Below are 13,593 nucleotides of genomic sequence, written 5' to 3'. Positions count from 1 at the left end.
CCACGGTGCTAAAGGGAATGGCTCCCTGTCGAACTTTAGTAGGATTATTGAGCCAGCAGGCGCGTTTGTTTTTTGGACTTGTATTTTGGTCTATTGCCTTAAAGACGCATCGGTCGCACGCTACTTATCGGTCCTGATGTAACATAAGGCTGTTACTTTTGAAGTGGTAACCTGCGTTTCCACCTTTGAAGACTTTATCAGGGGTTAATCTTTCTAGTCGCCAGCATGAGCGTCTGGGTATGGTTCGAGTGAAGGGAATGAATATGCGAGTTAGTACTGGATTTGTTTGGGTTCTTGCTCTGGCATTATCAATTGGCGGGGTTGATTTAGCGTTAGCCAAAGACAAGGGAGGCAAGTCCAAAGACAAGAAAGTGCAAGTGGACGGTAAGCCAAGCAAGGGTAAAAAGGCGGTGCCGCCAGGGCAAATCAAGAGATACACGCGCGGTGCAAAGCTTCCCAGCGACCTAAACTACTCAAACGTCGGCGACCTGTCGAAGTGGAAATTGAAACCGCCGGGAAAAGGAAATCGCTATATTCGCGTCAATGATGAAATTTTGGAAGTTACGGATGACCTCTCGACTGTTGTTGATGCCGTAGGCATCGTAGGAGACTTGGCGAAGTAATGCTGCTTCAACTGTCCGCTTTGGGCTCACTACCGACTTTCTCTGCGGCGAGCTCGGGCAAGCAGATTGAGCCCAAAGCCGCCGTCTACAAGGCTTCAGCCCATTGCATGGGCAGAGCGTAGCAAACCGCGCGTTCCTGACGTTAGAACCAGGTGGGAAATGGTAGGTGAGCGAATTAAAAGGGCCTTCGCTGCACTCGAACACAACGGTGGTCCAAATCAAATGGGGCACTCGAGCCAAATTGTAATACACACGTAATCTTCAACGAATCTGTATGAAACGTCAGGCGCCTATTTCTGTCATGCGAGGGGATGATCCTCGCTGACAAGAAAGGAAAACACCGTGAATTCGTTAAAAACAAACAAACTGTGCATTGGCGCTGTAGCTAGCCTGTCTTTTTTTGGCCCTGTCCACCCTTGCGTTTGCTGAACCGGCGGGATCTGAAAAGGTGATTGCGCCTTCGGTTCCCTTCGCGAAAGCAATGGAGATTGCAACTGGCGCTGCAGAGGGCAACCTAGTGGCGCTCGAAGTAGACCATTATGGCGACAGCCCGGTCTATGTTGCCGAGCTCGAGGGCAACACAACACACACCATGCTACAGATTAACGGCGTGTCCGGCGAGGTGCTTGCGAACAATACGATTACGGCAGCGTCCTCGGAAGCATTGCATGCCATGCTGGAAGAACTCGATCACGATGGAAGCGACGATGGCGATGTACGATGCGGCCAATGGATTGCTGTTGGGCATAGCTGATTCACCCGTTGCACGAAGTGGCAACCAAGCGCATTTGGGATGGCGGGCTTTTTGGCGGGTACCGCAACTATAGTCGAAAAATATCATCTAAAATCAATGATATATGGCGGAGACGAAGGGATTCGAACCCTCGAGACCCTTCCGGGCCTACTCCCTTAGCAGGGGAGCGCCTTCGACCACTCGGCCACGTCTCCGCTGGCCGGTATATCCTTGCCTGTCGACCAGATACAAGGCGATTTTGTTCAACGCTGCTATTTTTCTGAAATCAAACACACAGGTGACATTTAGGCTGCAATTGCATCTACAAATGAATGGCAAACCAACAATATGGTGGCAAGCGTTCTGCGGGGTTTGTTTCACAGAACTCGGCGCGGCATGTAAATGTGCCGCTTGGCAGAACACAGATTTACCCTGGTTCGTTGCCCTCAAGTGTGGTGCGAATAACGAACAGAGTTGCCGGGTCCACAGACTCGCTGGTCAACACGGCCTCGAATGCCGGATTCAATGCTGTGGTGTTCCAGGCTTTGACTGCGCGCGCTATCCAGATCGCAAAAGCGCCGCCGTTCTCTAGCTGACGCTTGTAGATGTTCAATATCTGCGGCTGCAGTTCCGGATGGGCCGTGCCGCTATCCGCCAGGACACGAACCAGAACCTGTTTTTCCTCAGCTAACCGGTCGGGCTGTTCCAGCGCCTTGGCGATTTCCGTAACCGCCAGAGCACCGTCAACTTCGATACCCGCCAATCCCCAATCGTACAAATTGAGGCCCCCGTTTCGAACGACGCGTTGGTAGCGTTGGCTGACGAACTCCTTTGCCTTGCTATCGGACCGAAGCCCCAGCAACCGAATATATGCAGGCGCGTAAGCAAGACGATTCGGATCGCGCATCTCTTGCAACAACTGCTCTGTGGGCAAGGCATCTGACAGATGCGACACCAGAGTGTAAGGCGCGCGATGGATTTCAATCAGTGCCGCATTGCGCAGCAGACGATCTTCATGCGCGAGATAGTCATCGAAATAGTCGACACGCGCCGCACCGCCTGTCGCACCAATTGCCCAACCCTCTCCTTGCGAACGCAGTGTTTCCACGAACCGCGCACGCTCTGCCGTCATCAGGAAGCCCTTGCTCCATTCGTTGGACAAGCTGCGACCGGCCTTGTCCCGGTACCCGGCCCCGTAGACCATCAAAACGGTTCTATCGGGATCAGCGCGAAAGGCAGATCGCGTGACGCTGTCGACCAGAAAGGGAATCTCGGGCAGCGCGGCGACCTGTTCGGGCGTGCCTTTCAAAACCGAGACGTGCGTGAATTTGAACGGGTTGTCTGGCGCAGGGGCCGCCAACACAATCACGCGGGCCGAAAGGATGCGATCCGCCAAAGAGTATTCCGGAAGCGAAACGCATACACCACAGGCAAGGGCCGGACCAGGGGCCAGCCCGCTGCCAAAGCTCAGCGCCAGAACCGCAATCATGTGTAAAACGCGCCGCATGGGTCGTGCTCCGTTCCTTGCGGCCCCGCCAGAACAGGGTCGCATTAGGGTTTCACAAGCAGTTTATCCCAAAATCGGAAAATCAGCGAATTCTTGGCCTGGTGGGTGGCTAGGCGGGCGACAAAGCATTTTTTTCGGCCCGCCATAGAGTTTACATCAAGTCGTTTTCCACGTCCTCGGCCGAGATACCAAGCGCGTCCAGACCGTTTTCAAGGTGATCCGACAGATGCGGCGTACCAATCAGATAGTCGGCGCAGGGGGTCGATGCCTCGGACTTGGCGGTTGCAATGGCTTCGGCAAGGTCTTCGGCGAAAAAGCTTTCGCGCCCAACCCACATAACGGCAACCAGTTCGGCCTGTTCGTCCTCGCTCATCCGGTCGATAAAAGCGCGCAATTCACCTTCGGCGCGCCCCAGTTCGCGCCCCATCATAGCGACCTGAGCGATTTTCCTTGCCGAAATTTCCAACATGACCCAACTCCTCGTGTTCGCGGTTTCCATAGTAGCACAACCATGGGGATCGGGCTGAGTCTTTGATCTTGAGCAAAAAGTTCGCGCCTAGCGTCTGCGACTGCGGGAAATGGGGTGATCTGGAACAGGGGCGGTGCGAAACGGGACGAACCGAGCCTTTTTGACCTTAAGCTTCAGCGCCTGCCATAAGATCAGGAAAAAGGCGCGCCGCGCGCCGAACGGGCGCCGCAGCAATGACCACAGGATACCCCGGTTGGTCAGCGGAGCCCTTGGTCCGGTCAGCGTGGCGATCAGACCGCCACTCTCGCGACCGTAGTCAATCCACACCCCAACACGTTCCGGCCGATAGTCGAATCGGAACATGTAGGTTCCTTCGATTTTCTGGAAAGGAGAGACATGCATCAACTTGTCCGCAACAATGCGGTCCGATGGCTGGATCGGGGTAAAACCGACGTTGTGGCACAGATAACTGTGACGCGTTCCATAGGTATTGGTGACCTCGGCCACGACCGCGTAGAGCTGATCCCCATGGTCGAAACAGAACCAGAAGCTGACCGGATTAAAGACATGTCCCAGTACTCGTGGCTGTGTCAGCAAGGCAATCCTCATCGGTTGTGCCACATCCATCTGATTGAACTTGTCTCGCAGCCATGCCGCTCCGCTCCCCTTGCCGGGCTCACCCCCATGATCGCGGTCTCGCCAGTTCATCACGTTGGCGCGGTTCATCGAAAACAGCGCGGGTGTGTCCGGCTGGATTTCGGGGTCCAGCAGGATGTAGTCGATGGAATAGCGGAACGCATTCTCAATAGCGCCCTTGCGCCCGTGATAGGTGTGGCCTGAAATATGGTCGATCTGATTCATTCCGGGCGGTATTCCATTCTGCCTGCAAACCGTTCAAACGGCATCGATTTCCTGATTATGTATCTACAAACGATACGAAACCTAGCGCGGTTTGGATTAAAATAGTCGCATTAAGTGATCCGGCTTGGGCCACACCACGTAATGTTGTTATGTTTACCGAGATCGATACCGCGACCTTGGATGAACCGGTGGCCGAAAGGCTGTCAACGAAGCCTCGGCTCGCAAAGAAACGCAGCAGGGGCAGACCGGTGAACCGAGCGGAAGATTGTCAGGACGTAAGAGCTGAGTGGGTAGACCACGTCAGGCGCATACGTGACGCGCAGGATCAGGCAGCCTTTGCCGAACTGTTTCAGCACTTTGCGCCGCGCATCAAGGCGTTCCTGATCAAGTCCGGCTCTGACGGCGCTTTGGCGGAAGAGTGCGCGCAAGAGGTGATGGCCACGCTTTGGCACAAGGCCCACCTGTTCGACCCGACACGGGCGACTGTGGCCACATGGGTGTTCACAATTGCCCGGAACAAGCGCATCGACGTCCTGCGCAAACAGCGCCGCCCTGAACCCGAGGATCTTGGATGGGGACCAGAGGCGGAACCTGAGCAGGCCGACGTTGTTGCGCTGCAACAGGAAACCGCGCAGCTGCGCGACGCTCTGACCGCGTTGCCCGAGGCGCAAAGAGAGCTGATCGAGAAAGCCTATTTCGGCGATCTGAGCCATCGAGAAATCGCGTCTCAGACCGGACTGCCACTGGGTACGATCAAATCACGGATACGGCTGGCGCTGGACCGCTTGCGCCATGCGATGAATTGAGATGACGATGATGAGCAACAAGATCAAACATCACCTTACAGACGACCTGCTGATGGCTTATGCAGCGGGTGCGCTACCCGAGGCTTTTGACCTGATGGTCGCCACGCACCTGTCTCTGTGCGATCATTGCCGCGCGCGGGCGGAGAGCTTTGACGCGGTTGGTGGTTATGTTCTGGAAGAACAGGACGACGCGGTTGCCATGGCTGAAACGTCATTAGCCGCGACGATGGCCTTGATCGCAAACGGTGCGCCGATGGCCAAACCGAACCGTCCGAGTTGTTCCGTGCTGCCAACTCCGCTGCAGGATTACGTGGGCGGTGACGTAAACGACATCAAGTGGCGTCCCATCGGAATGGGTGTAAAACAAGCAATCCTGCCGACGACTGGTGAAGCGACCGCCCGATTGTTGTTTATTCCGGCCGGAACAGCTGTACCCGACCACAGCCATAATGGCATCGAGCTTACCATGGTATTACAAGGCGCATTTTCGGACGAAGTTGACCATTTCGCCCGAGGCGATGTCGAAATCGCGGACGAAGACCTGCATCACACGCCAACGGCCGATATCACCGAAGATTGCATTTGCCTGGCTGTGACCGATGCACCGCTTAAGTTCAACAAACTTATGCCGCGCCTGTTCCAGCCGTTCTTGCGTATCTGATCGGGTCGCAAGATCGCGCTACATTGACTCGGCAAACGGATTGGTGGAGATGCATAAAATGATGAGATTTTTGATCCTCACATGTGTCCTTTTGGGCTTTGCATCATTGGCATCGGCCCAAAGGGTTGCCGACGTCAAATTCGAACCCGGCAATTTCGGGACCATGGTCAACGGCACCGTTACTGGGAATGAATACTTCGACTACAAGCTGGGTGCAAAGGCCGGACAGGAGATGTTTGCCGATCTAAAGGTCAGCGATACCAACGGCAATGGCGTGATCTATTTCAACATCCTGCCGCCGGACAGTGATGGAGTTGCAATCTACAATGGCTCTATAAACGGGAACACCGCCCGGATCGAGTTACCCGAGGACGGGGATTACACGATACGCGTCTACCTGATGGGCAATGACCGGGATACCGGAAAGACGGTCGGTTACAACCTCGACCTGTCGATTCAGTAAGATTTAGCCCTCAGATTTGCCCAGCGGTACCACGTTGGTATGATCTTCGGGGGCAAGTTCTTCGAAATCGAAATTGTCCAGCCGCTGCGCCCGGCGACCCGCTTTTTCCGCGCTGATCTTTATTTCCGAGATGTCCTTGGCCGCCTGTCCGAAATGGCGGTCCAGGTTGGAAACACGGTCGCCCAGACGATCGACATCCTTGTGCAGCATCCCCAATTCCTTGCGGATTGCACCGGCCTGTTCCCGCATCCGCGCATCTTTCAGGATCGCGCGCATGGTGTTCAGCGTTGCCATGCAGGTGGTCGGGGAAACGATCCACACACGTTTCGAAAAGCTCTCCTGCACCAATTCGGGAAACTTGGCATGCAATTCCGCGTAAACCGCCTCGGACGGCAGGAACATCAGCGCGCCATCGGCGGTTTCACCGTCCAGAATGTATTTCTCGGAGATATCTGTAATATGCTTGCGCACCGTGCTGCGGAACATCTGCACGGCCGCCTTCAGCTCCATGTCGTTGGTCGATCCAATCAGTGCCTCATAGGCTTCCAACGGGAACTTGCTGTCGATCACGATCGGCCCCGGCGGGTTCGGCAGGTGGATCAGGCAGTCCGCACGCCGCCCGTTCGACAACGTTGCCTGCAGCTGGAAACTGTCCGAAGGCAGCGCCTTGGAGACGATGTCGTTCAGCTGAATCTCACCAAACGCGCCGCGGGTTTGCTTGTTCGACAGGATGTCCTGCAGCGACAGCACATCGCCGGACAGCTTGGTGATGTTGTCCTGTGCCTTGTCGATGGCGGCCAGACGCTCCTGCAATTGCGTTAGTGAGGTCGCCGTCTGTTTAGAGGACCCATGCAAGGATTCCTTCATCCGCTCTTGCATCTCGGCCAACGCCCGCGCCGATTTCATCGCATTGTCCGCCAGCCGGTCGTTCATCTGCTGCTGCACCGAAGACAGGCGGGATTCCACCGTCTGGATCACCTGCACCTGCGCATTCGCCTGCGTGTCCGAGACATGCTGCAATCCGCCGCGCAGCTGCTCCTGCCCCTGCCCCAACTGCTGCACGTGCTGGCCCAAATGCGCCATCTGCCGCGCCAGTGGTTCCGCCATACGGGCCGACCGGTTGGCTGCGCGCAAAGACAGGAACAGCAACAGCAGGATCAAAAGGACAACCCCGCCGCCGATCATCAAGACCGGGTCATTCAATGCATATTGGGTGCCTGCAATCTCAATCATCTCAACTCGCGTGTTCTTGTTTTATTCTTCATAGCCCCGCCGGGCCCTGGGATCAACTGCGCCCGAACAATCGCTCGATATCGCTCAGCTTCAGTTCCACGTAAGTCGGCCGCCCGTGGTTGCACTGACCCGAATGGGGCGTGGCTTCCATCTCGCGCAGCAGGGCGTTCATTTCTTCGGCACGCAAACGTCGACCAGACCGGACCGATCCGTGACAGGCCACCCGGCTTAGGATGGCTTCGATCCGCGCCTGCACTGTCTGGCTTTCACCCTGATCGGAAAGCTCGTCGAGAATGTCCAGGATCATCGCCTTCGCGTCCACCTCGCCCAGAATGGCAGGGGTTTCACGCACCGCGACAGCGCCACCACCGAAAGGTTCCAGGGTCAGACCCAATCTCGTTAGATCATCAGCCACCTGCATCAAACGGGCGCAATCCCCCTCGGACAGTTCTACAATCTCAGGGATCAGCAACGCCTGCGCAGCGACCCCGTTTTCGGCCATCTGGTTTTTGAGCTTTTCGTAGACCAGCCGCTCATGCGCTGCATGCTGGTCGACAATCACCATGCCATCGGCGGTCTGAGCGATGATGTAATTCTCGTGCACCTGACCGCGCGCAGCACCCAGAGGCAGGTCTTCGACCGGAGCCTCAACGATCGGCGCCGGGGTCGGATCGACCACACTGCCGCTATAATCCCGGGACATCTCGGCAAATCCCGGTGCCTGAGCCTGATACGCCATTTGCCGCGCAGCGGGTGAAGGACGATCCATCTGGTAGACACGCGCGGGTGCGGGCTGTGCCGGTTCTGGCCGCATCGCACCCAAGGTCGCATTTGCTACCGTGGTCGAGGCTCGGTGGCCTGCTTCAGCCAACGCGTGCCGTAATGCTGAAACAATCAGACCACGCGCCACGCCCGGATCGCGAAAACGTACTTCGGATTTGGCGGGGTGCACGTTCACGTCCACCAAAGTCGGATCACAATCGATGAACAACGCCGCCGCCGGGTGGCGGTCCCGGCTGAGGAAATCGAAATAGGCCGCCCGCAGCGCACCCGTCAGCATCTTGTCCCGCACAGGGCGCCCGTTCACAAACAGGTACTGCGCCACCGCGGCACCCCGCGAATAGGTTGGCAAGGCGGCGTAGCCGTACAATCTGATCCCATCGCGGGCGGCATCGATCTGCAGCGCGTTCTCGGCAAACTCGCGGCCGATCACGCGGGCCAGACGGGCATGCAACGCATCAAACAGATCGCCGTTTTCACGATCGGCGCGGAAAGTCACCCGTCCCTCTCCGCCGCCGGACACATCGCGTAGTGTGAAGGTGACGGACGGTTCCGCCATAGCCAGGCGCTTGACAGTGTCGGTAATCGCCTGGGCCTCAGCTCGGTCGGTGCGCATGAATTTCAGTCGCGCAGGCGTGGCAAAGAAGAGATCGCGCAGTTCGACCACCGTACCCGCGCGCAGGGCGGCAGGTTTAACCGCCTCCATCCGACCGCCTGCAACATGGATCGAAGCCGCCTCACCCCCCGGAACCCGGCTGGTGATGGTCAGACGCCCAACCGCGCCCAGCGATGGCAACGCCTCACCACGAAAGCCAAATGTGTGGATGTTCAGCAGGTCGGATCCGTCGATCTTCGAGGTCGCATGGCGCGACAATGCCAAAGGCAGATCGTCCGTAGCGATCCCGCATCCATCATCGGTGACGCGAATTAGCGTCTTTCCCCCGTCAGCAATATCTATGGCGATGCGGGTTGCCCCGGCGTCGATGGCGTTTTCCACCAGCTCTTTAACGGCCGAGGCCGGACGCTCGACAACCTCGCCCGCCGCGATACGATTGATGGCCGCATCGTCCAGTTGCCGGATTACGGGTCGGTTTTCGCTGATATTGGGGTTTGCCTGCGCCATACCACCAGACCTAGCACAGACGTTCGCGATTCTGCCACCGGTTTGACGCACTAAAGTTCAGGAAGAGGGGGCGTTCGAACAACCGCGCCGTGCCCGTCTGACAAACAGCCAGCCTGGTCGCGATTGCTCGAACGATCCGGGTGAGTGGTGGTCATTCAGTAATCAATGCAGAAGTGTGTAACACGAATCCCCCCCGCATGGCGTCAGGACTCTCCCGACGCCATTTCCGGTGGCGAAGTTTGGCCGATGACCTGCGGTCACCGGTGGCGGGAAGACGCCGGGTTAAGCTGTACTCGGTGCGCCTGCCCGCGTCCGGCATGGTCCCCAGATCGCTGCACATGCCAAAATCAGGCCGGACATGGTGGCGATCATTCCCGCAGCGCTGACCGCATCCGCCGCACCCAGCCACAAAGGCCCGTATCCGGCCAAAACATACCCGCTCACTGCTGAAACAATTGCGAAAACAACGCTCCACGTGATCTGCGTTTCGAGCCGGTTGGTCATCATGCGCGCAGCTGCGGGGGGACAGATGAACATGGCGATCACGATGATCGACCCCACTGCATCAAACGCCGCGACCGCTGCGATGGCTGCAGTAATCACCAAGGCAAACCCCAAAGCTCCGGTGCGTATGCCAATCGTGCGCGCGAACCCTTCGTCGAAAGTGGAAATCTTCAGCGGCCGCCAAAACAGCCACATGAACAGGCTGACGACGAGCAACGTCAGCGCGATGCGGGGCAATTCGGGCGGCAAACCCGCCAGAGCCTCTACATCCAACAGCGAGGCCCATCCGGTGGCCTCCAGCCAGATCAGGCTTTCCAAGTTGCCGTAAAGCGCATGTTCCACATCCAGATGCACGGTCGAGGTATCGGTCTGTTCCAACAGCAACACCCCCGCCGCAAACATGGTCGTGAAGACCACGCCCATCGCGGCGCCTGGCTCGATCTGGCCCAGCCTTCTGATCGCCTCAATCATCACCACTGCGACCACGGCTGCACCGGCCGCACCCAGCATCATGGGCCAGGTTGAAATCGCACCTGTCAGCAGAAAGGCCACAACGATGCCGGGCAGCACCACATGGCTGATTGCGTCGCCGATCAGGGCCTGCTTGCGCAGCACCAGAAAGTTCCCCGGTAGTGCGCAGGCGATGGCAGCGAAGGTGCCAATCAGCAGGGGCGTCAACGATAGGGGGACGAATTCTTCACCGTTCATGCAGGAACCTCCTGCGGGCCGCCAATCTGACGATCGATCTCGGCGATCTGATCGCGGGTCAGGACGGTTTCGATATCGCGCAGTCCGTCGTAAAGCGCCGCCGTTGACTCATGCGCCTGATCGGCGCGGACGATTTCCCAACGTTTTTCATCGCGCAAGGCTTTGGCGGCGCGGGCTTTGCCCGTTTCAGTCGCCACTCCGTCGGCCCTGGCCAATCCGGCACGGCGCAACAGACGCAGGGTCAGCGGCTCATAGATTTTCTGCCCTTGTGCCAGCGCCAGCAAGCCCTGCCGAATGTGGACCCGACGCTGGAACCGCAGATGCCGCATTACGGCAGCCAGTACACCCCGAACAGGCGCCAAAAGCAGGGACAGGCCAAAGAAACCAAAACTGACCAGAACAATAATCGGACCGGTCGGCAGGTTCGGGGCCGATGCAGACAGTGCCGCGCCCAAATACCCCGCCACTCCCCCGGCCAGCCCGGCCAGCAGCACGACGCGGTCAGAACGTTCTGACCAGAACCGAGCGGTGACGGGAGGAATGATCAGCAGTGCCACGATCAGGATCAGCCCGACAATCTTCAGCCCCACGACCGTCACCGCCATGACCAATCCCATCATTGCAAGGTCAATTCGATGAACCGGCAATCCCCGGGCTGCAGCATATTCGGGATCGAAGGCCACCATTGTCATGGGACGACGAATGATGATCACCAGCAACAGGGTTGCTGCCCCGCCAACCGCGATAATCAAAGCGTCCGCCCAAAGCATCCCAGCGGTGGACCCCAGCAGGAACCCTTCCAGCCCCGCCTGACGGCCCACGCCCATCGTTTGAATCACGGTCAGCAACACGATGCCAAAACCGAAGAACACCGAAAGAACAGCGCCAATAGCCGCATCTTCGGCGAGCCGCGTGTGACGTGTCAGCCAGTTCATACACAGCAGTCCGATCCAGGCCGATATCCCCGATCCGGCCAGCAGGCCGATCAGATTGCGCCCGTCCCCGCCCAGCGCCACCAGCACCATGAACCCAAGGCAGACACCCGGCAGCGTCGCATGGCTGATCGCGTCGCTGACCAGCGCGCGCTTACGCAAAAACAGAAACGTACCGGTCACACCGGCAGATATGCCAAGCAACGTGGCACCAATGGCAACCAGCGTGGCGTTATAGCCAAGCTGCAGCGTCAGAGCATCCCAAAGCATGATTTACCCCAGCGCGCGCGAGATCTGATCGATCTGGGCAGTGGCCAGACGTCCGCCATAAGCGGATTGCAGAGTCTCGGCGGTAAACGCCTCGGCAACCGGCCCTTCGGCGACTTTGCGCGTGTTGATCAGGAACACGTGGTCGAAGTAATCGGTGACAGTGGCCAGATCATGATGAACGACAACCACGGTCTTGCCCGCCTCTTTCAGCGATTTGAGCACGGCAATGATCGCCTTTTCCGTGGCCGCATCGACGCCGGCAAACGGTTCATCCAGCAGATACAGATCAGCATCCTGCGCCAGTGCGCGGGCAAGAAAGACACGTTGCTGCTGACCACCGGAAAGCTGGCCGATCTGACGATCCGCGAAATCGCGCATCCCGACCCGGTTGAGACAATCCATTGCACGGGACATGTGGCGGGCGCGCACGCGGCCCAGCAAACCCAATTCACGCGACAGGCCCATCAGAACCACGTCAATCACGCGGGTCGGGAAATCCCAGTCCACGCTCGCGCGTTGTGGCACATAGGCAATCCGGGCACGCTGTTTTTCCAGCGGGTCGCCAAAGACGGACACCTGTCCGGACAAGGGCGAGACAATACCCAGCGCCGCTTTCAGGAGTGTTGATTTTCCGGCACCGTTTGGCCCGATGATCGCTGTCATCGCCCCCGGCTCGACGGTCATGTCCACTGAAAACACCGCCGGTTTCTGGCCGTAGGATACGGTCAATCCGCGAATGGCCAGAGGGCTGCTCTCAATGCTTTTCTCGGCAACCGAAACACCCTGATTAGCGGCCAGCTCCAACATCACTCAAAACCCCGCCGACAGCTTGCCGTTCATGCCTCGCTCGGGCACATCGGCGCCCAACGCGCCTGCGATCACAGTGATGTTGTGGTCCAGCATACCGATATAGGTGCCCTCATAGGTGCCTGGTTCTCCCATAGCGTCGGAATACAGTTCTCCACCAATCCCGACATCATGACCTTTGGCCGCAGCGCCCTCGATCAGCGCTCGCATCGACCGGTCGGAGACCGAGCTTTCTACGAACACGGCCGTCAATTCCTGATCGACCAGAGTATCGACCAACTCTCCGATCCTGTTCAGACCCGCCTCGGATTGGGTCGAAATGCCCTGAATGCCAAGCACTTCATAGCCATATTCCGCACCGAAATAGCCAAAGGCATCATGGGCCGTTACCAGTATCCGGTTGTTTTCAGGCACCTTGGCCAAGACTTGCTTACCATAGGCTTCAAGCAGATCAATCTCGGTCAGGAACGCCGTAGTGTTGGCCTGAAACTCATCTGCAGCTTCGGGGCGTGCCTCGGTCAGGGCTTTCTGGATCTCAACCGCCACATCGCGCCACAGAGCCGGGCTCATCCAAACATGTGGGTCGTATTTGTCGGCATAGTCGTCATGCGCGCGCAGCTTGGACTTATCCACACCTTCAGCAACAGCCACGACGGGCCGTTTACGCCCGAGGTCGTGGAAGAACTCTTCCATCTGCGCCTCAAGGTAGAGACCATGCCACAAGATCAGGTCCGCGCGGGTCATCGCCACGATATCGCTGCGGGTCTGTCGATAGGCATGCGGATCGACGCCGGGTCCCATGAGACCCTTCACGTCGACCTGATCGCCACCGATCTGACGCGCCGTATCCGCTATCATACCCGTGGTGGCAACAACCTTGAGCGGTGCCTCTGCCCAGGCCGCCACCGGCAATGCGGCGGCGAAAGCCAAAGCCGCAAGAAAACTACGACGAATCATTGCTGACCCCATTCTGGTGTTTGTTGAGAATGAATATGCGAACCATTCGCAACTAAGTCAACGCTATTGCGAATTATTCGCAAGAAAACACCAATTTTGTCCATTTGGTCAAAAAAATTGCATTGGCGAGGCCGGTATGCCTTCCATTCAGTCGCA

14 protein-coding genes and 1 tRNA gene are annotated in these 13,593 nt (G+C 57.8%); 5 read left to right on the top strand and 10 right to left on the bottom strand.

What is annotated here, in order from left to right:
• Nucleotides 1-239: 239 nt before the first annotated feature.
• Both ACR0AA_RS12545 and ACR0AA_RS12540 read left to right on the top strand, forming a co-directional pair.
• The gene (locus tag ACR0AA_RS12545) at nucleotides 240-623 is read left to right on the top strand and encodes a hypothetical protein (protein WP_480665049.1); all 384 of its coding nucleotides are present in this window, start codon (nucleotides 240-242) and stop codon (nucleotides 621-623) included.
• Between the two features lie 400 nt (nucleotides 624-1,023).
• Nucleotides 1,024-1,377: a PepSY domain-containing protein gene (locus ACR0AA_RS12540; RefSeq protein WP_480665048.1), complete on the top strand. Its 354-nt coding sequence runs from the start codon at nucleotides 1,024-1,026 to the stop codon at nucleotides 1,375-1,377.
• A 104-nt stretch (nucleotides 1,378-1,481) separates the two neighbouring features.
• Here ACR0AA_RS12540 and ACR0AA_RS12535 read toward each other — a convergent pair.
• The 4 genes from ACR0AA_RS12535 to ACR0AA_RS12520 form a co-directional block, all read right to left on the bottom strand.
• Nucleotides 1,482-1,571 (bottom strand) — tRNA-Ser (locus ACR0AA_RS12535).
• Nucleotides 1,572-1,783: 212 nt separating this feature from the next.
• Complete coding sequence (locus tag ACR0AA_RS12530) at nucleotides 1,784-2,863, bottom strand: hypothetical protein (protein WP_480665047.1); 1,080 nt, start codon at nucleotides 2,861-2,863, stop codon at nucleotides 1,784-1,786.
• Between the two features lie 151 nt (nucleotides 2,864-3,014).
• Nucleotides 3,015-3,332: a DUF3775 domain-containing protein gene (locus ACR0AA_RS12525; protein WP_480665046.1), complete on the bottom strand. Its 318-nt coding sequence runs from the start codon at nucleotides 3,330-3,332 to the stop codon at nucleotides 3,015-3,017.
• A gap of 87 nt (nucleotides 3,333-3,419) precedes the next feature.
• Entirely contained in the window at nucleotides 3,420-4,193 is a 774-nt protein-coding gene (locus tag ACR0AA_RS12520) for a DUF1365 domain-containing protein (RefSeq protein WP_480756153.1), read from the bottom strand.
• Nucleotides 4,194-4,342: 149 nt separating this feature from the next.
• On the opposite strand from ACR0AA_RS12520, the gene ACR0AA_RS12515 reads away from it, so the two are divergent.
• Genes ACR0AA_RS12515 through ACR0AA_RS12505 form a run of 3 tightly spaced genes read left to right on the top strand, consistent with a single transcriptional unit; the run spans nucleotide 4,343 to nucleotide 6,123 of the window.
• Nucleotides 4,343-4,999, top strand: coding sequence for a sigma-70 family RNA polymerase sigma factor (locus ACR0AA_RS12515; protein ID WP_480665044.1), 657 nt, complete (start codon nucleotides 4,343-4,345; stop codon nucleotides 4,997-4,999).
• Nucleotides 5,000-5,009: 10 nt separating this feature from the next.
• Nucleotides 5,010-5,660, top strand: a complete 651-nt coding sequence (locus tag ACR0AA_RS12510; RefSeq protein WP_480665058.1) for a ChrR family anti-sigma-E factor — start codon at nucleotides 5,010-5,012, stop codon at nucleotides 5,658-5,660.
• Nucleotides 5,661-5,718: 58 nt separating this feature from the next.
• On the top strand, nucleotides 5,719-6,123 hold the full coding sequence (locus ACR0AA_RS12505; protein WP_480665043.1) for a hypothetical protein: 405 nt from the start codon (nucleotides 5,719-5,721) through the stop codon (nucleotides 6,121-6,123).
• Nucleotides 6,124-6,126: 3 nt separating this feature from the next.
• On the opposite strand, the gene ACR0AA_RS12500 is transcribed toward ACR0AA_RS12505, so the two are convergent.
• The 6 genes from ACR0AA_RS12500 to ACR0AA_RS12475 all read right to left on the bottom strand — a co-directional run bounded on the left by ACR0AA_RS12500 (nucleotide 6,127) and on the right by ACR0AA_RS12475 (nucleotide 13,437).
• Nucleotides 6,127-7,356 (bottom strand): DNA recombination protein RmuC, encoded by a 1,230-nt coding sequence (locus ACR0AA_RS12500; RefSeq protein WP_239343204.1) that lies wholly within the window; start codon nucleotides 7,354-7,356, stop codon nucleotides 6,127-6,129.
• 52 nt (nucleotides 7,357-7,408) lie between these two features.
• On the bottom strand, nucleotides 7,409-9,259 hold the full coding sequence (mutL, locus tag ACR0AA_RS12495) for a DNA mismatch repair endonuclease MutL (RefSeq protein WP_480665042.1): 1,851 nt from the start codon (nucleotides 9,257-9,259) through the stop codon (nucleotides 7,409-7,411).
• A gap of 282 nt (nucleotides 9,260-9,541) precedes the next feature.
• Nucleotides 9,542-10,471 (bottom strand): metal ABC transporter permease, encoded by a 930-nt coding sequence (locus ACR0AA_RS12490; RefSeq protein ID WP_480665041.1) that lies wholly within the window; start codon nucleotides 10,469-10,471, stop codon nucleotides 9,542-9,544.
• Nucleotides 10,468-11,673, bottom strand: coding sequence for a metal ABC transporter permease (locus ACR0AA_RS12485; protein ID WP_480665040.1), 1,206 nt, complete (start codon nucleotides 11,671-11,673; stop codon nucleotides 10,468-10,470). Before ACR0AA_RS12485 ends, ACR0AA_RS12490 begins: the two co-directional genes overlap by 4 nt.
• 3 nt (nucleotides 11,674-11,676) lie before the next feature.
• Nucleotides 11,677-12,480, bottom strand: coding sequence for a metal ABC transporter ATP-binding protein (locus ACR0AA_RS12480; RefSeq protein WP_480665057.1), 804 nt, complete (start codon nucleotides 12,478-12,480; stop codon nucleotides 11,677-11,679).
• A gap of 3 nt (nucleotides 12,481-12,483) precedes the next feature.
• A complete protein-coding gene (locus tag ACR0AA_RS12475) occupies nucleotides 12,484-13,437 on the bottom strand; it encodes a metal ABC transporter solute-binding protein, Zn/Mn family (protein ID WP_480665039.1) in 954 nt (317 codons plus the stop codon).
• Nucleotides 13,438-13,593: the final 156 nt, after the last annotated feature.

The sequence above is a fragment of the Ruegeria sp. CE8 genome, from assembly GCF_056537465.1.
This window is presented reverse-complemented; position numbering and strand designations above follow the sequence as displayed.